The sequence below is a fragment of the Streptomyces griseofuscus genome, from assembly GCF_014673495.1.
GTDB lineage: Bacteria > Actinomycetota > Actinomycetes > Streptomycetales > Streptomycetaceae > Streptomyces > Streptomyces murinus.
In genome coordinates this window covers 419492-440509 of sequence record NZ_CP051006.1, presented here as the reverse complement: position 1 = coordinate 440509, position 21018 = coordinate 419492, and the positions used below count along the sequence as shown (strand labels likewise).

The window sequence follows — 21018 nt, the reverse complement described above, 5'->3', positions numbered from 1 at the left end:
TGGCTCCGCTCAGGCGGCGAACCTGCCGCAGAGCCAGTTGCCCGGTTCCGTGGGGTCGTCGCTCGTCCAGAACTGGCGCCACAGCAGCGCGAACTCCGCGCGGTCGAGCTGGCCGTCGCCGTTCGCGTCGAGCAGTTCGAAGACGCCCGTCAGGTCGACCGGCCGCCCGTTCCAGGTCTCCACGAGTTGCCGGTGCTCCGCCGGGCTGATGCGGCTGTCCCCGTCGGCGTCCACGGCGTCGAAGACCGTGTTCGCCGTGGCGGTGACCTCCGCCGCCATCGCGGGCAGCCTGTCGACCACGGTGAGCAGTTCGGGCAGGTCGACCGTCCCGCTTCCCTGGGCACCCCCGGCCTCGAGCAGTGCCGACCACCACCCCATCAGCAGGGCCTCGACCCGCGCGCGCAGTTCCGTCCCCGGGCCCACCGCGGGCAGTCGGCTCCAGCGGGCGACCAGCGCCCTGAAGTCCTCCTCGCGCAGACAGCCGTCCCCGTCGGCGTCGAACGCGGCGAACATCCCCCTGAGCTTGCGCTCCTGAAACTCGCTGGCCATGAACGGCCTCCCTCGGCATCGAACCGAACCGCGGATCCCGGTGAACGCCCCGCGCAGCGGCGGCGGACCGCCGGTCACTGTAGGCCGCGGGCCGGACGCTCCCAAGTGAGCACATGCGTGCGAGCGATCGGAGACTCGCGGCCCCGGTCCCGCTCGTCCCAACCGTCGCTCACGGACGACCAGTTCAAATATTCGCAAAGGGTACGTGCCGCACTCCGGTCCGTCGCCCCGGCGTCCCCGCGCGGTGCTGTCCGCCGGCCTCCATCCCGCATACAAAGGGTCCTTTCGGCATGGCCAACCATCCCTTATGGAATGGGGTCGACGTGTGACCACCGTCTCCGCTCCGCCGGGAACCGGAAGGGCCGCGAATTCGTCGCCACCGGATCAAGCCCCTTATCTGAACGGCTTGTTGATGCAAGCCCGTTCCGAATGGTGAGATACGCTTAGTGACAGCGGTTGATGAAACGGTCCTCCGGCCCGACCTCCGGGGTGGACCGAATCCTCCGTACCCCCGTCGTGCCCATAAGCCGCCGACGGGTACTCCTCTTCGAGCAGGAATTGATGCCCGTTCAATCATTGGCGGAGCTGGTACGCTTCGCGCGCCTCAACTCACCGTTCTACCAAGAGCTTTACTCGCACCTTCCCGACCAGGTAACCGAGCTCACGGACCTGCCGGTCGTGCCCCAGGCGGAATTCTGGCGGGCCAACTCACCCCGCGAGAACAGGTTGCTGACGGCCCCGCTCCAGGAAGCGGTCGTCTTTCGCAGCGGCGGAACCACGGGATCCCCGAAGTTCTCCTGCTACACCCGCACGGAATGGCGGGAATTCACCTCCGCTTTCGGCGCCGGACTTGTCAACGCCGGTCTGCGGCCGGGCCATCGAGTGGCCGATCTGTTCTACGCCGGAGACCTGTACGCGAGTTTCACCTTCATCCTGGATTCACTGCACCGTTCCCCGGTGGCCAACGTACGGCTTCCGCTGGGTGGTGCGACGCCCTGGGAATCCACCGCGGCCACCCTGGAGGAGTTCCGCGTCGAGGTCGTCGCCGGCACCCCGACCACCCTGTGCGCGCTCGCCGAACGCCTCACCGCGGCCGGCCGCACCCTGCCCGACGTCGAACTCCTCTTCTTCGGCGGGGAGTGCCTCTTCGGCGACCAACTCCCGCTGCTCGGCAAGGCGTTCCCGAACGCCGAGGCACGCTCACTGGGCTACGCGAGCGTCGACGCGGGCCTCCTCGGCGAGGCCGTACCCGGCGGCGACCCGCGGGTGCACCGCGCGTTCGTCCCGCACACGGCCGTGGAGATCCTCGACGACGAGGACGCGCCCGTCGAGGACACCGGTGTCCCCGGACGCCTGGTCGTCACGGATCTGCGCCGCCGGCTGATGCCGGTGCTGCGCTATCCGGCCGGTGACCGCGCGGAGTGGGTGGACCGGGACGCGGGCGTCTTCCGCATTCTCGGCCGCGCCGAGGAGGGCGTACGGGTCGGCCCGGTCTCCCTCTACACCGAGGACGTGCACGACATCGTGCGCGGCGCCGACACGGCGGACGAGATCACCGGGCTCCAGCTCGTGATCCGCCGCCAGGACGGCCGCGACGGCCTCGTACTGCGCCTCGCCACCGGCGAACCCACCGACCGGCACCGCGCGTTGGGCGCCGCAGTGGCCGCGGCCGTCCTCGCTCAGCGGCCGGCCTACACCGGCGCGGCGGACGCCGGACACGTGAACCCGCTCACCGTCGAGTGGGCACGGCACCAGGACCTCGCCGTCAACTCCCGTTCCGGGAAACTGGTACGGGTCGTCGACGAACGGCCGCACTCATGAACGCGGCCGCCCCGCGCGGCCGGCGCCTGCCGCTGGTGCTGCGCAACCCCTCCTTCGGCCGGGTGTGGACCGCTCAGCTCCTCACCCAGGCCGCCGGCCGGATGTTCCAGGTGGGCGCGGTCTGGTGGCTCGTCGGCTTCGCCGGGGGCGAGCGGCGCGGTCTGGAGTCGGGCCTCTTCCTGATGGTGAGCACCCTCCCCGCGGTCGCGCTCGCCCCCGTGGTCGCCCGCGTCGTCGCGCGCCACGCGCACCGCACGGTGCTGGCCGTGGCCGCGGCCGTGGCGGGCGCCGTCGCCGTACCGGTGGCGCTCTGGGCGTACGCCGGTGATCTGCCCATGCCCGCGGTGTACGCCGTGGGCCTGGCCCTGGCCGCCTGCCAGGCGGTGTTCGACCCGTGTCTGACGACATCGGTGCCCGAACTGGTCGAGGACACCGACATCGAGGCCGCCACCGGCTTCGAACTGTCCACCCAGTCGCTGGCCGGACTCGGCGGCGGCCTGCTCGGGCCGCTCCTGGTCGACTCCGGCGGCCTCCCGGCGGTCGTGGCCGTCTGCGGCACCGCCTATCTGCTCGCCGCCCTGCTGGTCGCCTCGGCCCGTTTCCGCCACGCGACCGGCACGTCCGACGCGCCGCAGGACCCGCAAGACGGCTCCATGGCCGGAGGAGAAGGGCACGGCACGCCGGCCGCGCCCCGGACGCTGCGCCAGATCCTGGCCGGGCTCCCGTTCATCCGCCGTGTGCTGCTCTGCTTCGCCGCCGCGAACCTGTTCACCACCGCCGTCTACGTCGTCATGCCGCTGTACACCCGCGGGGTGCTGCACTCCACCGGATCGACCGTCGCCACCCTGGAGGCCGCGCTCGGCGCGGGCACCCTCGTCGGCTCCTTCACCGGGGCGCGCGTTCCCGGGCGCCCGATCGCCGTCGGCAGCGCCTGCCTGACCGTGATGGCCGTGGCGCTCGGACTGCCGGGCCTGCGGGCCGGGCACGCGACGGCGATCGGCGCGCTGGCCGTCGCCGGATGGTGCGTCGGCGTGATCGGCGTCCGCTTCGTGGCCCTGTTCCAGCGCCTGGTGCCCACGGCCGACAAACCCGGCTTCTTCGCGGTCATGCAGGCCCTCCTCGGAGCCACCTTCCCGCTGTCCTCCCTCGTCTTCGGCGCGCTCGGCGACCACCTGGGCGCGCGGGCGCTCTGCCTCGTCCAGGGCGCCGGACTGGTCCCGGTCGCGCTCGCGCTGTGGTGGCTCGGCGGCCGCGCGCGGCCCGACGCACCGCGCACCGGGCCCGGCGACGCTGCGACGGCCGCGCACCTCACCCCGGCGGGGGAGACGTCATGACCGTCGTCCTCGCCCCTGCGGCAATCCAGGACATCGCCGAACTGCGGCAGTTGTACTTCGACGTGTACGGGCACGGCTACCCGGTGCCGCTCGGCAGCGACCCGGCCGTGATGCGCCGGATGATCACCGACGGCTCCGCGCACTGGCTGACCGCCCGTACGCCCCGCGGGGACCTCGTCGGCTCCGCCGTCGTGCAGACGGACGAGGGCAGCCGCGTCGGCAAACTCCTCGGACTCGCCGTGCACCCCGGGCACCGCGGCGGCGGACTGGCCTCCCGGCTGACCGGCGCGGTGTGCGAGACGGCCCTCGCCACCGGTGTGCTCGACTCGCTCTACGCCACCGTGCGCGTCGTCACCGAGGGCCCCCAGCACGTCGTCGTACGCAACGGGTTCCGGCCGCTCGGCCTGCTGCCCAACGCCGTCGAGGTCGACGGCTGCGAGAGCCTCGCGCTCTTCGCCCGCTACGCCGACGGCGTGCTGGAACGGCGGGCTCCCGTGGACCGCGTGCCCGAGCGCCTCACGGGGCTGCTGGCCGCCGCGTCCGCGGGCATCGGCATCGACTGCGCCGGCACGGCACGGGCCGTCGCCCTCGAAAGCGCGCCGCGCCGGGCCTTCGGGGCCGAGCCGATCGAGCTGATCTCCGCCCCGGCCTTCGTACGGCGCCGCTTCCTCGAACGGTTCCCCCGCGCCGCCGACCGCTTCTTCCCCCTGCACACCCCCAACGCGCTGCTGGTCGCGGCCGACGGCGGCTTCGAGGCGTACGCCGACCTCGACCCGGTGGCGGGCAGCTGCGCGCTCGTGGCCGTCCACCCGCGCCCCGCGGCGCTGACCGGCGCCCTGGAGGCGCTGATGACCACGGTCACCCGGGCCGGCGCCGACTACGCCGAGACCCTGCTGCCGCTGGCCGACACCGAGGCCCTGGAGATCTTCCTGGCCTCCGGGTTCGTACCGAGCGCGGTCTACCCGGCGATGCGGCGCGTCGGCGACCGGCTGCACGACTACGTGGTGCTCTCCCGCACCAGCCGGCAGATCGACTTCCGTACGACGGCCGTGAGCCCGCTGCTCCAGCCCTACCTCGGCGCCTATCTGAGCGCCTGGGCCTCCACCTATCTGCCCCTTCACGAGGTGTCCCGATGAACCCCCATCTCGCTCCCGTCGAGGTCCCCGACCCGGCGGCGCTCGGCCAGGTGCAGCACCTGTGCGACCTGGCGGACCCGTACGCGACCGGCGCCGGCGCCGACGCGCTGTTCGCCGCCGCCATGGCCGAGACCAACGCCTGGCACGCCGCACGGTCCCCGTTCTTCGCCGCCCTGCTCCAGGAGCAGCCCGAGATCCCGGCGCCCACCGTCGGCGACGGAGTGCGCACCCCGCTGGTGCCGGCCGCGTTCTTCAAGCGCCACGAGGTGCTCTCCGTCCCCCGCGACGAGGTGTTCCTGCACCTGACCTCCTCGGGCACCACCGGCCAGAAGTCCCAGATGTTCTTCGACCGGTGGACGATCCGCTCGGCCCAGCGCATGGTGGCCCGGATCTTCGACCACTACGGCTGGATCACCCCCGACCGGTCGGTCAACTACCTGCTCTACAGCTACGAGCCCGCACCGTCGCTGAAACTGGGCACGTCGTTCACCGACAACTACCTCTGCGACTTCGCCCCGGCCCGGCACACCACGCACGCGCTGCGGCACACCGGCTCCGGCCACGAGTTCGACGTGCACGGCTGCATCGCCGCGCTCCAGCGCTACGCCGACGAGGACGCGCCGGTCCGCATCCTCGGCTTCCCGGCGTTCCTGTACTTCACCCTGGAGCGGATGAAGGCCATGGGCATGGCCCCGCTGCGGCTGCCCGAAGGGTCGCTGGTGGTGCTCGGCGGCGGCTGGAAAGGCCACACCGACCGGCAGATCGGCAAGGACGAGTTCCGCGCCGCGGTCACCGAACGCCTCGGCATCCCGGCCGAGTCCGTCCGCGACACCTTCGGCTCCGTCGAGCACTGCGTGCCGTACGTCGAGTGCGCGCACCACCGGCTGCACGTCCCCGTGTGGTCGCGCGCCGCGGTCCGCGACCCGGGGACGCTGCGCCCGCTGCCGTACGGCGAACCCGGCTTCCTGCACCTGGTCAGCCCGTACATCACCTCCGTACCGGCGCAGAGCGTCGTCATGGGAGACCTCGCCTCGCTGCACCCGGGCGAGGAGTGCCCCTGCCCGCTGTCCACCGACTGGTTCACCGTGCTCGGCCGTGCCGGGGTGAGCCGCAACCGCAGTTGCGCGGTCGCCGCCGCCGAAATGATGAAGGGAATGTCGTGACCGCTTCCGTACCCGTACTCCACCTCTGGCAGGGCGAGTTCGTCGACGACGCCGAGGCAGAACGGCGGATGGCCGGTCTGCCGGAGACGGCCGCCCGCGTCCTGGAGCGCCCGCTGCCCACCGACGTCGTGCTCGGCGCCTGCGCGGCGCTCGCCGCGGACCTGGCCGACCCCGGCTCCGCCCTCCACACCAGGCTGGCGGCCCACCTGCCCGCCGCGGAAGCCGGACCCACCCTGGCCGAACTCGCGGGCGCGCTCACCCGGCAGGCACTGGAACGCAAGCTGCGCCGGGAACTGGGCGGTCTGCGTCCGGAACGGCTGACCCGGCCGGACGGCCGCGAAACGGTGTTCGAGTCCTGGGCGCCGGTGGGGCTCCTGGTGCACATCGCGCCCGGCAACGCGGCCGCGGTCGCCCCGCTGAGCGTCGTGGAGGGCCTGCTCGCCGGGAACGTCAACGTCCTGAAGACGAGCGGCTCGGACACGGCGCTCGCCCTCGACCTGCTCGCCGCGCTCGCGGCTGCCGACCCGAGCGGGCTGATCGCCGAGCGGGTGATCGCCCTGCGCTTCCCCTCCGCGCGCCGCGACTGGCTGGAGACCCTGTGCGGGCAGGCCGACGCCATCGCGGTCTGGGGCGGTGAGGAGGCGGAGAGCGCGGTGCGTGAACTGGCGCCGCCCGGCTGCCGCGTCGTCGCCTGGGGGCACCGGATCTCCTTCGCCTACCTGACCCGGGCGGCGGCGGCCGAGGACGGCCTGCTGGACGCGCTGGCCGAGGACGTCTGCAGGTTCGAGCAGCAGGCCTGCTCCAGCCCGCAGGTGGTCTATCTCGACACCGAGGACACCGAGGAGGTCTTCGCGTTCGCCGGCCGGTTCGCCGAGCGGCTCGCGAAGGTCTCCGGTGCCCGCCCCGCGCCCCGCCCCGGTCCGGCCGAGCTGGCGGAGATCACCACCGTGCAGCAACTCGCCCGGCTCGAACAGCACTTGGGCCTCACCCGGGTGTTCACCGCTGACGACGGCTCCTGGCGGGTGCTGGCGGACACCCGCTCCGCGCTCGCGGCCTCCCCGCTGCACCGCAGCGTCTGGGTCAAGCCGCTGCCCCGGCACCGGATCACCGGGACCCTGCGGCCCATGCGCCGCTACCTCCAGACCGCGGCCGTCGGCGGCGGCCGGGCGGACGTGGCCGCGCTGTCCCGCGCCCTGTTCGCCGCCGGTGTCACCCGGGTCACCCCGGTCGGCTCCATGCTGGACGGCTACGAGGGCGAGCCGCACGACGGCGTGTACGCCCTCCAGCGCTACAGCCGCCGGGTGAGCGTCCGGGCGGCGGACGCGGAGTTCGGGCCGGTGGCCTGCCTGGACGACCTGGTGTCCGCCCCCGTCCTGCCCCCCGTCCCGGACGCGCCGCTGCTCGGCAAGGCGGGCGTGCAGCGCGCGCTGGCCGAACTGGACGCGCGCCACGCCCACCTGTACTTCCGCAGCGGCGGTTCGACGGGCGCGCCCGCGCTGTCGGTCTTCACCGTCGACGACTACGACAACCAGATGCGGGCCGCGGCCGACGGGCTGCTCGCCGCCGGCTTCGATCCGGCGCGGGACCGCGCGGCCAACCTGTTCTACTGCGGCGGGATGTACGGGAGTTTCATCAGCTTCTTCTCCATCCTGGAGCGGCTGAACGCCACCCAGCTGCCGATGGCCGCCGGACCCGACCACGCCACGGTCGCCGAGGCACTGGTCGCCCACCGGGCGGACACCGTCTTCGGCATGCCGTCCTACCTGTGGCAGCTGTTCCACGCCGAGGCCGACCGGCTGCGCGCGTACGGCGGCATCCGCACGGTGTTCTACGGCGGCGAGCACTTCACCGGCGAGCAGCGCCGCGTCCTCATGGAGGAGTTCGGCGTCGAGGTGATCCGGTCCGCCGCGTACGGCAGTACCGACCTCGGGCCGCTCGGCTACCAGTGCGCCTCCTCCGACGGCTCCGTCCACCATGTGCTGACCGATCTGCACACCCTGGAGATCCTCGACCCGGAGGCCGACCGGCCGGTGCTGCCCGGCGAGCCCGGACGGCTGGTGTTCACGACCCGGGCACGCGCGGGCCAGCGGCTGGAACGCTACGAGATCGGCGACCTGGGACGCGCCGTCGAGGGCCCGTGCGCCTGCGGCAGCCATGTACCCCGGCTGGAACTGCTCGGCCGCTACGGCGATGTCGTGCGCGTCGGCACGTACTTCCTCAACTACCGGCGCGTCGTCGCCGCGGCGCAGGAGCGGCTCGCCTACCACGGCGAGGTGCAGCTCGTGGTCCGCTCCGGCGCCGGCCGGGAGGAGCTGACGATCCGCCTGGACGAGCAGTACGCCGACGACCCCGGGGCCGCGCACCGCGCGCTGGCGGCGGAAGTGCCGGAGCTGGGATCCGCCGAGGCGGAGGGTCTGCTGGCCCTCACCGTGGAGACGGTGCCGAGGGAGGCGTTCGAGCGCACCGCGACCAGCGGGAAGCTGCGCACGGTCATCGACCTGCGCGCGGCCTAGCCGAGGGCACGGGCGGCGCGTCCGTACGACGCTGACGCGCCGCCCGCGCGGCGGCGCGTCCGTGTCAGCGGGGCGTCAGGGGCTCCTGCCAGTCTTCTTCCTGTGAACGGCACCGGGGACCACCGGGGCCGGGAACAGGGAGAGGTGCCCGGAGTGGTTGATCGGGGACCGCCGAGTCCGTCTCGACGTCGGGCCCTTCGGGGCCCACGCAGGTTCGAATCCTGCCCTCTCCGCCCACGGAACCGCGTGCGGGCGGAAGCGCGGGCACGCGGGAACAGGGACGAACCGATCGACCGCGAGATGAGTACGGACACTCAGGCGCACTGCCGCTCCATCGGCGACGATGGGGCTCATCCCGAGTGAACCGGAGAACCCTGTGCTCAGCCGCCTCGCCGATCACCTGGTCCCCGCCGTCGGGCGGCTGACGATCACCGCCGACGACGCCGACCTCCCCCCGGCCGGGATCATCGCGGCCAACCACACCTCACTCGCGGACCCGGCGATCGTCCTGGCCGCACTGCACCGCCTGGGCGCCCGGCCCGTCATCATGGCGACCGCCGGCCTGTGGCGGGTGCCCCTGCTCGGCCGCGCCCTCGCCCGCGAAGGCCACATACCTGTCCACCGCGGCGACCCCCGCGCGCCCCAGGCGATCGACCTCGCCCAGAAGGCGCTGGAGCAGGGCCGGCACATCCTCATCTACGCCGAGGGCGGCCTGCCCGACCGCAAGGACGCCACCGAAGCCGCGCCGGGCACCTTCCGCCGCGGACTCGCCCGGCTCGCGCACCGCACCGGCGCGCCCGTGATCCCGGTCGGCCAGGCCGGTGCGCGCCGCGTCACCTCCGGTTCGGCCATGAAGCAGCTCGCGGGCCTGGCGACCGCACCGCTGCGGCGCCCCCGCCTGCACCTCCACGTCGGACTGCCGCTGCTGCTCGACGGAGACGGACAGGCGGCCACCGCGCAGGCCCATCTCGCCGTCACCGCCGCCTGGAAGACCGCGGCAACCCAGCTGGGCGAGCCCGTGGCGCGGGCGGCCTGAGGCCTTCGAATCCCCTTCGTACGCCATCCAGGGGCAAGGGAGGGGGACTTGGTGACGATCGATCAGGACGAGGTGCCGCGGGCCCGTGTGCTGCTGCTGGGGTCCGGGCAGCCGAGCCGGGCCCAACTGCCGGACGCGTACCGGGTGCTGGCCGAGGAGAGTCCGAAGACGTACATGCCGAAGTTGGTCGACGCCCTGCTCGCGCTGCGCCATGAGACCCGGGACCCGGAGGTGACGGTCGCGCCGGCCGCCGGGCGGAAGGACGCGCGATCTGCGCGGTCGGTTCGGCGAGTTGTTCCACAGCTCAGCGGGCCGTGCGGTCACGGTGCCGGGCGTGTCGGGGCACTGGTGGACCACTGCGGCGGCCGGTCCCCGGTGGCCGGAGCGGGAGCGGTCCGCAGGGCGGAGAGCCGGGCGGCGGTGTCCTCGGCGGCGGGTGAGCCGAGTCGGCGGTAGCGGGCGAGGGCATCCTCCAGACCGGCCAGGGCGGCGGCGCTGTCACCGAGAGCGAGGGCGCAGCGGGCGGCGCCTTCCAGGGCACGCGCCTCGTTCAGCGGGCTGTGGGTGTCGTGGGCCAGCGCCAGCGCCTGCTGATGGAGCAGCAGCGCCGAGCACGGGTCCGCCGTCCGCTCGGTCAGCGCGCCCAGAGCGAGCAGCGCGTCGGTCTCGCCGACCCGGCTGCCGATCTCCTGGTAGAGCGCCAGCGCCTGCCGGTAGAGCCCGACGGCGTCAGCGCTGTCACCCAGCGCGTCGCGGGCCCGGCCCAGACCGAGCAGTGAATCGGCCTCTCCATGGCGGCTGCCCGCCTTCCGGCAGGTGTCCAGCGAGCGCTGGTGCAGCTCGGCCGCGGCGCGGTGGTCACCGACGGCGTGCCGGACCCGGCCGAGTCCGCGCAGGGTGTTGGCCACGCCCTGCACGCTGTTGAGGTCCTCGTAGATCGACAGCGCCTCCTGGTAGAAGTCCCCGGCGCCGTCCCGGTCACCCATGTCGTCCAGGACATAGGCCAGATCATGCAGGGCGGCGGCCTCGCCGCGGCGGTCTCCCATGGTCCGGTAGAGGGCGAGCACCCGCAAGGTCATCTCGACCGCGGCGGGGGAGTCGCCCGAGGAGTGCCGGGCCCGGCCCAGATCACACAGCGCGCGCGCCTCGCCCAGCCGGTCGCCGAGGGCCCGGAAGGCGGCCACGGCCCGTTCGTGCAGCCAGGCCGCCTCCTGGATCTCTCCGGTCAGCAGCCGGATACGGCCGAGCTCGTGCAGGTCGTTGGCCTCGCCGTGCCCGTCGCCCAGCTTCTGGTGGATCGCCAGGGCCTTCTCGTACAGCTCCGCGGCGGCCCGGTAGTCGCCGGTCGCGTGCCGGGCCCGGCCCAGATCGCACAGGGCGTCCGCCTCGCCGCGGCGGTCCCCGGCGGCCGCGGCGACGGCCACCGCCGACCGGTGCAGCGCGGCGGCCTGGCCCCAGTGCCCCTCCAGCAGGAGGAAGGCCGCCAGGTCGGCGGAGATCGACACGGTGAACGAGGGGACGGGCACGAGGGCCGGGTGGCCGAGGAGCGCGAGCAGATTGCGGTGCTCGCTGCGCATCCAGGCCAGCGCCTTCGTCCGGTCGGTCAGCACCGGGAGGGCGGCCGGCGCCGCCGGCTCCGGCCGCCGGCCGGGACGGGTACGGCGTGCCAGGTGCGCGTTGGCCCGCGCGGCGGTGTCCTGGTAGTAGCCGGCCAGCCTGCGCAGCGGGGCGTCCGGGTCCGTCTCCCCCGTCTCTTCTTCGGCCTTCGACCGGGCGTAGAGGCCGACGAGGTCATGGAAGAGGTAGCGCCCCGGGGTGCGCTGGAGCAGCAGGTTGTGGTGCAGCAGGGATTCCAGCAGCCGCTCCGCGACGCGGTGGTCGACGCCGGCCAGGGCGGCGACGGCACAGGTGTCGACGTCGTAGCCGGGGAATCGGCCCAGCAGCCGCAGCAGGTCCTGTTCGTCGGGGGCCAGGGAGGTGAAGGAGGTCGCGAAGACGGCGGTCAGGCTCCGGTCCTCGTCGGCCAGATGAGCCAGGCGCTGATGCTCGTCGCGGAGCCTGTCCACCAGGTCCGCCGGGTCCAGGCCGCGGTGGTGGCGCAGCCGCGCGGCGGCGATGCGGATCGCCAGCGGCAGATGGCCGCAGAGCCGTACGAGCTCGGCGGTCGCCGGATGACCGGCGGGGATACGGCCGGGGCCCGCGCCCTCGTACAGCAGCGCGACCGCGTCCGCCTCCGGGAGCACGTCGACGGCGAGACTGTGCGCGTCGTCGAGGCCGGTCAGTCGCTTGCGGCTGGTGATCAGGACCAGACAGCCGGGCGTGCCGGGCAGGAGCGGTCGCACCTGCGCGCTGCTGGCGGCGTTGTCGAGGACGATCAGGGTGCGGGTGTCGGCGAGCCGTTCCCGGTACAGGGCGGAGCGGGTGCTCAGGTCCTCGGGTATCTGCTGCGGCGGTACGCCCAGCGAACGCAGCAGCCAGTCCAGGGCGTCGGCGGGCATGACCGGCGGGATCCCGGCCGTGTGGCCGTGCAGGTCCACGAAGAGCTGCCCGTCGGGGAACTGGCCGCGCGCCCGGTGCCCGGCTCGGATGGCCAACGCGGACTTGCCCACGCCGCCCATGCCGTCGATCGCCGAGATCACCACCATCCCGGAGGCGCTGCCCGCAGGCGCCGACCTGGCCAGGGCCAGTAGTTGGTCGAGCTCCCGGGCTCGGCCGGTGAACAGCCGGGTGTCGTAGGGGAGTTGGCAGGGCGCACCCGGGCGCGGCCGCGCTGTCGCGGGGGCGACGGCCGGGCGGGGCGGGGCGGGGACGGTGCGCGCCGCCGCGAGCAACTGCTCACGGCGGCGCGGATCGAGAGCGAGGGCCTCGGCGAGCCGGCTCACCGACGAGAGCCGCGGCTGCCGCCGCCCCGCCTCCAGCACGCTGATCGAGTGGGACGACACCCCTGACCGGTCGGCTAACTCGTCCTGTGTCCAGCCGGCCGAGAGCCTGCAGTCGCGCAGAAGCTCCCCAAAGGCACTACCGCCCATTTCCCCCCCTGGAAACGGTTAGCCGTCGAAACGGCGCAAGTCAGCCGAACCATTCTCGGTCAACAGCCGGTACGGGTTCAACTGCCGCTTGTTCTGGGGGAGGGCAAGTCTGCACCGGGTTCGCGGCCGCTCAGGCGCGGGGGAAGCGTGGTGCGCGGGTCCCCTGTTCAGCGGGCGGGCCCGGTTCAGCCGGGGTGGCCGCCGGCGGTCAGGACGGCGGTGGCGTTGCGCACGGTCCGGGCGATGGCGGCTGGGACGGGAGCGAGCTGGGCGCCGTGGCGGGCGGCCGCCTCGGTCTGCATGGTCCGTTCGACGGAGTACCAGACCGACAGGAGCCCGACCTGACGTTTGCAGGCGACGTCCGCGCGGGCCACCGCCACCTCGCGGGGGCCCGCCGCGGGCACCGGGCCGGTCCCGCTGGGCGCCGTACCGACGAGCGCCTTGTCGCGGGCGGGCGCGGTCGGGTCCGGATAGCGGTACCCGGCCCGCCGCATACAGGCCGACCAGGCGTGGAAGACCGTCCGAACCTGGGCGGTGCGCTGGGAGAGCGCGAAGCTGTCATCGGCGATGGCGCGGATCACGTCCGGGAGGTCGACGCGGCCTCCCCGGCTGTCCAGGGCGCCGCGGGCCGAGCCGAGGCAGCCGCCCGTGGGGACGGGACGCCCGTTGCGCCCCTGGCGGGACTTGCCGAGCAGCGCGCCGTACTCCTCGCTGGTCGGGGTCAGGGCGCCGGCGCCGTCGGGGGCGGCCTCGCGCAGCATCCAGCGATAGCCCTGAGCCGCCTGGGCGTCCGTCACCGGTCCGTAGCGGAAGGCGTTGTGGTCGGGGCCCGGGTGCAGCCGCGTGGGCAGGTCGGTGGAGTAACCCAGGTCTCGCATACAGGAGTTGGCCAGCGAGTACACGGCGCCCTGGACCTCGGCGGACTGGGCCGGTGTGTACTGGTAGGCGTCCATGGGCAGTTGCCAGGCGGTCGGGGACGCGCCGACCGATGTCACCGGGACCCGAGCGGGCAGGGGCATGTCGGCGGCGCTGACCGTGGGGTGCCCGGCGCCTGGGTGGGGCCGAGCCGTCGGGGGGCCGTCGCAGGCGGTCGCGGCGCCCGTCAGTACGGCCGCGAGCAGGAGCGGCCCGGTGACGCGGCCAAGGCGGTGCGGCTTCGGGATCACGGGTGGGACCTCGGCTCCATCGCGATGTGCATACGGCGGGGATGTGGCGGGGGTACGACAGACCGGCAGCCGGCCCGGCGGCCACTCGCGTGGCACGCCGCGCCGACCGGTCTGCGACACCGGACGCCGACCGGCTCGCGGTCACGGATGCCGACCGGTCCGTGCGTCCGGTTCAGGACGCCGGTGTCAGTTCCAGTCGGGCGTCCAGCTCAGCGAGTTGAGAAGTCCCAGGCCCGTGAGGTTGTTGCTGGAGGTCCCGGCGTACTGGATGTGCAGGTTCCCCTGGCCCCAGGCGCCGGAGTACATGTTGGCGTTGCGCCAGCTGTCGTTCTCCGCACTCCAGACCTGACCGCCGGTGACCGTGACACCGTTGCTGAAGGTGATGCCGGAGGTGTCGTGCCAGGTCGCCCAGAACTCCTCGCAGGGCCCGGAGTAGCCGGTCAGGTAATAGGCCCGCAGGGCACCGTAGGAGCCGGAGCACTTCGGCGACACATTCGCGGAGGGCGACCCGGTGGCGGCCTGCGCCTCACCGGCGAACGCGAGCCCGGAGGCCAGCAGGCCGGCCGTCGCCACCACGGCGAGCTTTGTGCGGAACTGCATCGGAGCTGTCCCTTCTGCCGACAGGAGGCGACGGGTGCCGGGCCGGCCCCTGTTCTCGCCCCTGCCGTTGCACCACATCCTCGGCGCCCCCGGGCGGCGTCTCCATGACGGCAGCTTGACGTTCGCCTGGCGTTCGACCCCGGCCCGGTGGGGCTCCCGGCAGAGGGACACCACCGGGGCTACGACGGGGGCCCGTACCGCCCACCGCTCCGCTGCCGCATCCGGCTCAGGGCCAGGACCGGGGCCGCTGACCGCGGATCGGCCGGTAGCGGGTGGTCGCGCTCGGCGGTGGCCGACGGCGAGGCACGCGTGTCAGGGGCCAAGAAGCCGAGCCCCGGCGCCCAGGCTGGCGAAGGGCCGGCCTGGGCGGCGGTACGGCCGACGCCACCGGGCGAAGCCGCGGGCTCAGGCGTCCGACGGCTCGCCGGCGCTCCAGACGACCGCCGGGAGCGGCACCCGCCCGCACAGCGGACCGCCCCGGGCGTCGGTGAGGGCGAGCCGGGCCACCAGTACGCCGCTCAGCCGCGCCTCGTCGAGCATGTGCGGGGCGACCTCGTCGAGCATCAGCTTGGCGCGCCGGAACATCCGCGAGACCTCCTCGCCGGGCCGCCTGCCGAGCCAGGAGAGGTAGACGAAGCGCCCGCCGAGCCGGTTCTGCACGTACGGACCGCGCAGCTCACCGTCTTCGGTGAACGCGCAGGGGAGCGTCCAGGTCGCCGTCGGCGCGTCACCGGGCTGCGGATCGAGCAGTTCGGCGGGCCGGTCCTTGCGCTGGACCGCGATCTCGATCCCGCTGATCCCCGGGAAGCCGGGGCCGGGACCGCAGTTCCGGCCGGGCAGGGTGTGAGCTTCGATGTGCAGATGCATGCCACCAGTGTGGCTCCGGCGGACAGTGCTTTTCCCGGGCTACGACGCCGGAGGGCGTGCGCTTGCCGATGCGAGCGTCGGACCGTGAGCCGTTCGCTGACTTCCCGGAGGCGGGCCGCCGTCTCCGGGCCGACGGCGTACGGCAGTACTCCCGGTAGCGCCACGCCCCGCCGGCCGACCACAGCTGGCGACGCCCATAGCCGATCCCTCACGGCCCGAGCCGTTCGAGCAGATCACGCCACTGTGCCCAGGTCCGGCACCTCGGGCTCGCCCTGCGCGGCCGGGAAAGCGGGTGACTACGATCTCGCCCATGGCAGCTTCCATGGTGCGTCCAGAGCCTTTGACCGTTCTCCCCGCATGCGTGTGGACCGATACCGAGCGGGAGGTGATCTCGCTCGGTCATATCAGTCGCGCGATGGAGGGCAAATGGAATGTGGTCTCCGAGGGCGACAGCGTCCTGCTGCTGAGGAGCTGGACGGGACATCCGATCTACCGGGCCGAGTTCGGCCCGGTAGATGCGTCCGAGGGCGGCGGGTGGCGCATCGTCCGGGCCGAGGCAGAGCGGGATCCGGACCGGTACCGGGATTTCGGAGCGGATTTCGACGCGGTGATGCTGGAACTGGTGCTGCGTACGTATGCCCTGTCCGAACCCGCAGCGGAACTGCGCACTCGCATGGTCTCCCTCGTCGCCGATGGCACAGGCCGTGACGACGGTCCGTCCGCTCTGGTGCAGATGAGTCTTCTCGGCATGCGTACAGATCCGGGGTCTGCCGACCGGCCGTAAACCTGCCCACACCTCGGATCGGAGGAGCCGCGCGGTGGCGCTTCCGGCGCCCGTCCTCGCCGCAAGTGGTTCGGGTGACCGACCGGACAGGTCCGGGGCGCCCGAGCCCCGGAGACCGTCATCGGAGCCGACCGCTCACCGGGTGGGCCGGTGACGTCATCACTCCCGGTCCGCCCGGCCGCTGTCGTCGGCGGCAGGCCGGACCGGGAGGAGGTGCCGGGGATCAGCTGTTGTTCAGGCGCTCCGCCTGGTAGGGGCTGCACGCGGAGGACTGGATGCCGTTGGCGGAGACCCAGTAGCCGGGCGGAGTGGGGGAGTCGGCGCAGGCGATGATGCCGTTGTAGGCCACGTTCAGACGGCCGCCCAGATACTGGCCGCAGCTGCTGACCTGGAAGTTCGCGGTGATCACGTAGTTGGCAGGGATCGGCGAGTTGCCGCAGAACGTCATGCCGTCGGAGGCGGTGTTGAGCCGGGCGCCGAGGTAGATGCCGCAGGCCGCGTTCTGGTAGCTGGACGTGATCACGTAGTTGGCCGGGATCGGCGAGTTGCCGCAGACCGCGATGCTGTTGCTCGCGACGTTGACCGTCTCGCCGTACCACTGCGAGCACGTGCTGTCCGGTCCCTCACTGGTGATCACGTAGCCGCTCGGCAGCGAGTCATTGGAGTTGCCGCAGATCCGCATGCCGTTGGTGACCGTGTTGATCCGGCCGGTCTGGTACGGGCCGCAGTTGTTGGTGGTGTAGATCGAGGTGACCGCGTAGCCGCTCGGGACCGGGCCGTTCAGACAGACGGCGAGACCGTTGGACGGCGGCTGGATGGTCTCGGTCAGGTAGCCGCCGGTACAACTCGCGGTGAGCGACTCCGAGGTGATCACGTAGCCCGGCGGCACCGAGACGTTGCCGCATATGGTGGCGGCCTCGGCGGTACCGGAGAAGAAGACGACTCCGCCCGCGACCAGGGTGAGCGCGGATAACAGGCGCACCAGCCATGCGGTGGCGGTGTTGAGGGGTCTGGGAGAGGCCATGTGCGACTCGCTTTCGAACGAATGGAAAGGCTGTTCGTGAGATTAGTGGCCGCGCCCGTCGCCCGGTCACGATTCAGCCGTGCGCAGTCGCGAGCGGCGTCGCGAGCAGCGCCGGTGCGGTCGTCGATACCAGCCAGGCCGGACCTCTGCCGCCCGACCGATGTCCCCGTGGCAGAGCGCGGCCCGGCCCTTTCACGGGGATCGCTTTCTCACCGGCGCGGGCTTCCAGTTCGAGTTCTCGTCCTCGCGCTGCACCTCGGCGCGATCGTCCGGGGACACCGCACGCGCCGGACCGGCCGAGCGGCCGGCGTCGAACACTCCCGAGTCCGGGATCACCGATCGTCGCGGCCGAGCTGAGCGAACTCACCGGTGCGGTGCGGCACTTACTCTGCGACTTCGACTCGCTCGACCCGCCCGGTCCCTCACAGGAGGGCCGAGACCAGGATCCTTCCGGCTACGGCTACGGCTACGTCTGAGGCCGGGGTTGTGTGAAGTCGTACACCGCCCAGTCGGTCACCCGGACGTATCCGAGACGCTGGTAGAGGGCGTTGCTCGTCGCGTTGGCCGCGTTCGTGAACAGGACGACGCTTTTGGCGCCCGCGGCCAGCGCCGCCCGGCTGACCTCCACCGTCACCGCGCCCGCGTACCCGCGCCCCCGGAAGCGGGCCGGGGTGTAGACGGGGTCCACCTGGGCCACCCCGGCGAGCATCGGGTTCACCCCCGCCATGGAGACCGGCACACCGTCGGGCGACTCCCAGAACGTGTACCGCTTACGGGCGAAGCGCGTGCCCGCCCAGGTGCCGGCGTCGATGATCACGTCCTCTTCGACATCGGCCGCGAACTCCCGGCACCAGCCCATCAGTTGGTCCCGGTCGCCGCTGTGCTCGCCGACAGACCGCCCGCGCCCCGCCGGAACCGGCCGCGGCGGTGTCAGTTCCCCGAGCCGGTACAGACACAGCCGCACCCGCACCGCCGCCCCCACCCCGGCATACCGCTGCCACGCCCTCGCGAACGCGGCCGCGGTGTCGCGGTCCGCGCTGACATAGGGCAACGAACAGCCGAGGCCGGCCAGCCGGGCGGCGAGAGCGTCCGCCCGCGCGGGGGAGAGCGGAGTGAGCCCGATGCCACCGGAGGGCAGGTGGTAGAAGGTTCCGCCGACCTCACCGGCCCGCTCCACCCATCCGAAGACGGGGACCCGCGTTCCCGTCGCGGCGGCGGTTCGCGTGCCGCCCGCGTCCGCTTCCCGCTCCCGTAGTTTCTGGAACATGGACAGGGTGACGATGTGCCGTACGGGCCGCGCGCGCAGGAACGTACCGGTCCGGTCGAGGAAGCCGTCGACGTCGTGGGTGAGGTGCCAGTCATCCGCACGCATGCCTCACCCTCCCCGACCACCCGGCCGGGTGGGAAGACCGGATCCGGCACGGGACGGCCCGCCGCCACACGGACGTACGACGCGTGAGCCCCCAGGCAGGACGCGCAGCGGAGCACGCACGCCGATGATCCCCCGGGTCCGTCCCCCGCGCGTCTTCGCCGGCTCGGCCCCGGGTTATTCTCGCAGTCATGTCGCCTCGGGAATGCTCTATAACGGACACCTTGAGTCTGGTGGGGGAGCGGTGGGCCCTGCTCATCGTGCGTGAGCTCAGCCATGGTGTACGGCGCTTCGGGGGGATCGCGGCGAACACGGGTGCGCCGCGGGACATTCTGACCACCCGGCTGCGCAAGCTGGAGGCCACCGGCATCGTGCGCCGTGAGTTGTACAGCGCGCATCCTCCGCGTTACGAGTACCACCTGACCGAGGCGGGTGCGGAACTCAACGATGTGCTGCTGACCTTGATGGCGTGGGGTGACCGGCATCTGAACGCCGAGGACCCGCCGATGCGCTTCCAGCACGCGTGCGGGCACCGCTTCGAGGCGGCGGTGGTGTGCGCGCATTGCGGTGGCCCGGCCCGTGAGCAGCTCCATTCACCTTCCGGCCGGGGCGTCATCGCCGAACCGACCGGATAGACCAGGCTGACGGTACGAGCCGGAGACGCCCACCGGTCGGACCGGCGTCAGCGGTGCCGGTTCACGGGGCTCACGCCGCGCCGGCCGGGCGCCCCTGGAGATGGTCGCGGGTGATCTCGGTGACCTCGTGCCAGAACGGGACCGCGGTCAGATAGAGACCCAACGCGCTGAGGATGCCCAGGGAGACGTCCACGCTGATGCGTCCCTCTCGGGCCCAGTACACGTCCTTGAGGTCGAGGAGCAGGGCGAACTCGTCGGCGATCAACGCCGAACCGGCGCCGTACAGGGCACCGATCCCGGGGTGGCCGACATAGGCATCGTCGCCGCGGACCGCCACCAGTCCGACGCCAGCGAGCGTGGCGATGCCGAAGTTGTAGTGGTGCAGATGTGTCCGGCCGGCGGAGATGTTTCCCCAGGGCAGCCAGCCGCCCCGGATGCCGTGAGTGATCAGCCGTGCCGCGCCGAAGGTGCAGCCGAAGCCGAGCCAGGCAGCCATGAGTGAGCGCTGAGCGGGCACCGTGTGATCGCTGAGCGCCCTGCGCCAGCGATCCCGCAGCGGGAGGCGCCGGAAACCGCTCGCGGGCCGGGACGCCAGGCTTGGGGGCATAGTCACTCCTGATCGTGGCCTGAGTGACCGGGAGGTCGCGCTCGCGCCCGGACACCGGTCAGACCTACCACCAAGAGGGCGGGCTGATGCCGGTGTGTCGCCCGGATGACACGCGGCCGGACCGTTCGTCGACGGAGGTGCCCGTGGTCGTCGGTGTGCGGGGTGCCGGCCGGCACTGATGATCGTCACGCATCGGGGTACCCGGCTCGGTATGGCACCGAAGATCGAACGTATCGAATTCCTGCGGGCCGTAAGGCAGTTGCGCCGCGTCCGTTCCTTCTACGCCGCGGGTGTCCTGCTGTGGGCGGGGTCCGCGGTGTGGTCCGGCCGGCAGGCGCCCGGGAGCCGGGAGATGTGGGTGTCCGTCCTCCTGCTGGCCGTCTTCACCGCTCTCCTGGTCACCGCGGGCCTGTCCCTGCGGCGTCTCGCCGTCCCCGCGACGGGCCGGCCCGCACATCACGCCGCCCCGCACCAGGCGACAGGCTCCCGCCACGCCAGCTCCCAGACCCACGCCCACGCCTGAGACCGCGCCGGCCGGGCATACGGGTTTCACTTCCTACCGAGAGGGGCTTGTCATGCTCGGCATCGTCGCGGCAGTGCTGTTCTTCGTGTCGTTCCTCGTCAACGCGGCCGAGATCAGCACCAATCACACGTTCTCGTCCGTCAACATCATGCTCCTGGGACTGACCGCGCTGGCCCTGCACGTCGCGGGAATCGGCAGCGGCTGGTACCGCAGAAGGTGACGGGGGGTCTCAGATGCTCGGGCTGCGGGCCCGCGGGCCCGCAGCGCCTCACTGGTGGGTCGGCTCAGGCGAGTCTGACGCACAGCGCCGTCTCGCCGAAGGAGTGGGTCCGCCGGCGGGACGTGTCGCCGAGATGGGAGGTGACCGCCCGGCCCGGGCCCAGGATGAGGTTGCCGGCGATCAGCGTCCCGCCGATCCTCAGCAGTCGGTGGAGTTCGCGGACGACCCGGTGCGCGCTGATTTGTTCCCGGGCCAGACGGACGTGGTCGGGGTCGATCTCGATGGTCTCGACCCGCGCGCCCGGCGCCACGTGGGCCATCGCGAGAGCCGTGTAGCCCAAGGCCGTACCGACCTGCACGGTCCGCCCGGCGCCGACCGCCGCCACGATCGCGGCGGGCAGTGAACCCTCCCCGTAGGCGAACGCTCCGCAGGGGTGGGCGCGCCGGTGCCGCCGGGTCGCGGCCCGGACGTCGGCGAACGGATCCGCCACCTCCAGGGGCCGGCGGACGGCGGCGATCGCCGCGAGGGCCACCGGACGGAACCTGTTCACCAGGGTGCTCGGCCTCGTCTGCTCCTGCGTCGTCAGTGGGCCGGTTCATCGCCGCGGCCCTTCGACACGGTGCCGCGTGAGGCGAGACGGGC

At 72.8% G+C, this 21018-nt stretch carries 19 protein-coding genes and 1 tRNA gene; 11 read left to right on the top strand and 9 right to left on the bottom strand.

Annotated features, from left to right (window positions below):
• Window positions 1-9 precede the first annotated feature (9 nt).
• The gene (locus HEP81_RS02050; protein ID WP_037652116.1) at window positions 10-549 is read right to left on the bottom strand and encodes an EF-hand domain-containing protein; all 540 of its coding nucleotides are present in this window, start codon (window positions 547-549) and stop codon (window positions 10-12) included.
• A 561-nt stretch (window positions 550-1110) separates the two neighbouring features.
• On the opposite strand from HEP81_RS02050, the gene HEP81_RS02045 reads away from it, so the two are divergent.
• The 7 genes from HEP81_RS02045 to HEP81_RS02015 all read left to right on the top strand — a co-directional run bounded on the left by HEP81_RS02045 (window position 1111) and on the right by HEP81_RS02015 (window position 9552).
• A complete protein-coding gene (locus HEP81_RS02045; RefSeq protein ID WP_037652118.1) occupies window positions 1111-2370 on the top strand; it encodes a phenylacetate--CoA ligase family protein in 1260 nt (419 codons plus the stop codon).
• On the top strand, window positions 2367-3704 hold the full coding sequence (locus tag HEP81_RS02040; protein WP_078967168.1) for an MFS transporter: 1338 nt from the start codon (window positions 2367-2369) through the stop codon (window positions 3702-3704). The genes HEP81_RS02045 and HEP81_RS02040 overlap by 4 nt, the downstream gene beginning before the upstream one ends.
• Window positions 3701-4840, top strand: a complete 1140-nt coding sequence (locus HEP81_RS02035; protein WP_037652120.1) for a GNAT family N-acetyltransferase — start codon at window positions 3701-3703, stop codon at window positions 4838-4840. The genes HEP81_RS02040 and HEP81_RS02035 overlap by 4 nt, the downstream gene beginning before the upstream one ends.
• Complete coding sequence (locus HEP81_RS02030) at window positions 4837-6003, top strand: LuxE/PaaK family acyltransferase (RefSeq protein WP_037652123.1); 1167 nt, start codon at window positions 4837-4839, stop codon at window positions 6001-6003. Before HEP81_RS02035 ends, HEP81_RS02030 begins: the two co-directional genes overlap by 4 nt.
• The gene (locus tag HEP81_RS02025; protein WP_037652126.1) at window positions 6000-8516 is read left to right on the top strand and encodes an acyl-CoA reductase; all 2517 of its coding nucleotides are present in this window, start codon (window positions 6000-6002) and stop codon (window positions 8514-8516) included. The genes HEP81_RS02030 and HEP81_RS02025 overlap by 4 nt, the downstream gene beginning before the upstream one ends.
• A gap of 138 nt (window positions 8517-8654) precedes the next feature.
• Window positions 8655-8749: transfer RNA gene (locus HEP81_RS02020), tRNA-OTHER, on the top strand.
• A 143-nt stretch (window positions 8750-8892) separates the two neighbouring features.
• Complete coding sequence (locus tag HEP81_RS02015) at window positions 8893-9552, top strand: lysophospholipid acyltransferase family protein (RefSeq protein ID WP_037652128.1); 660 nt, start codon at window positions 8893-8895, stop codon at window positions 9550-9552.
• A 320-nt stretch (window positions 9553-9872) separates the two neighbouring features.
• Here the strand turns inward: HEP81_RS02015 and HEP81_RS02010 are convergent, their stop codons facing one another.
• The 4 genes from HEP81_RS02010 to HEP81_RS01995 form a co-directional block, all read right to left on the bottom strand.
• Window positions 9873-12581, bottom strand: coding sequence for an ATP-binding protein (locus HEP81_RS02010; RefSeq protein ID WP_078967169.1), 2709 nt, complete (start codon window positions 12579-12581; stop codon window positions 9873-9875).
• 185 nt (window positions 12582-12766) lie between these two features.
• The gene (locus tag HEP81_RS02005) at window positions 12767-13747 is read right to left on the bottom strand and encodes a hypothetical protein (RefSeq protein ID WP_037652130.1); all 981 of its coding nucleotides are present in this window, start codon (window positions 13745-13747) and stop codon (window positions 12767-12769) included.
• Between the two features lie 186 nt (window positions 13748-13933).
• Window positions 13934-14347 (bottom strand): hypothetical protein, encoded by a 414-nt coding sequence (locus HEP81_RS02000; RefSeq protein WP_037652133.1) that lies wholly within the window; start codon window positions 14345-14347, stop codon window positions 13934-13936.
• Between the two features lie 405 nt (window positions 14348-14752).
• Window positions 14753-15214 carry a DUF5990 family protein gene (locus HEP81_RS01995; protein ID WP_037652135.1) on the bottom strand — a complete coding sequence of 154 codons (462 nt, stop codon included), beginning with the start codon at window positions 15212-15214 and terminating at the stop codon, window positions 14753-14755.
• Between the two features lie 310 nt (window positions 15215-15524).
• Between HEP81_RS01995 and HEP81_RS01990 the strand changes: the two genes are divergently transcribed.
• The gene (locus tag HEP81_RS01990) at window positions 15525-15998 is read left to right on the top strand and encodes a hypothetical protein (protein WP_243279262.1); all 474 of its coding nucleotides are present in this window, start codon (window positions 15525-15527) and stop codon (window positions 15996-15998) included.
• Window positions 15999-16221: 223 nt separating this feature from the next.
• On the opposite strand, the gene HEP81_RS01985 is transcribed toward HEP81_RS01990, so the two are convergent.
• The gene (locus tag HEP81_RS01985) at window positions 16222-17022 is read right to left on the bottom strand and encodes a hypothetical protein (protein ID WP_037652137.1); all 801 of its coding nucleotides are present in this window, start codon (window positions 17020-17022) and stop codon (window positions 16222-16224) included.
• A gap of 466 nt (window positions 17023-17488) precedes the next feature.
• On the bottom strand, window positions 17489-18394 hold the full coding sequence (locus HEP81_RS01980; protein ID WP_037652139.1) for a GNAT family N-acetyltransferase: 906 nt from the start codon (window positions 18392-18394) through the stop codon (window positions 17489-17491).
• Window positions 18395-18624: 230 nt separating this feature from the next.
• Between HEP81_RS01980 and HEP81_RS01975 the strand changes: the two genes are divergently transcribed.
• Window positions 18625-19026, top strand: coding sequence for a winged helix-turn-helix transcriptional regulator (locus HEP81_RS01975; protein ID WP_239695744.1), 402 nt, complete (start codon window positions 18625-18627; stop codon window positions 19024-19026).
• A gap of 70 nt (window positions 19027-19096) precedes the next feature.
• Here HEP81_RS01975 and HEP81_RS01970 read toward each other — a convergent pair whose 3' ends face one another.
• Window positions 19097-19633 (bottom strand): hypothetical protein, encoded by a 537-nt coding sequence (locus tag HEP81_RS01970; protein WP_037652143.1) that lies wholly within the window; start codon window positions 19631-19633, stop codon window positions 19097-19099.
• Between the two features lie 211 nt (window positions 19634-19844).
• Between HEP81_RS01970 and HEP81_RS01965 the strand changes: the two genes are divergently transcribed.
• On the top strand, window positions 19845-20156 hold the full coding sequence (locus HEP81_RS01965) for a hypothetical protein (RefSeq protein ID WP_037652317.1): 312 nt from the start codon (window positions 19845-19847) through the stop codon (window positions 20154-20156).
• Between the two features lie 52 nt (window positions 20157-20208).
• The gene (locus HEP81_RS01960; RefSeq protein ID WP_093682311.1) at window positions 20209-20376 is read left to right on the top strand and encodes a hypothetical protein; all 168 of its coding nucleotides are present in this window, start codon (window positions 20209-20211) and stop codon (window positions 20374-20376) included.
• Window positions 20377-20440: 64 nt separating this feature from the next.
• Here the strand turns inward: HEP81_RS01960 and HEP81_RS01955 are convergent, their stop codons facing one another.
• Window positions 20441-20926, bottom strand: a complete 486-nt coding sequence (locus HEP81_RS01955; RefSeq protein WP_037652144.1) for an O-methyltransferase — start codon at window positions 20924-20926, stop codon at window positions 20441-20443.
• Window positions 20927-21018 lie beyond the last annotated feature (92 nt).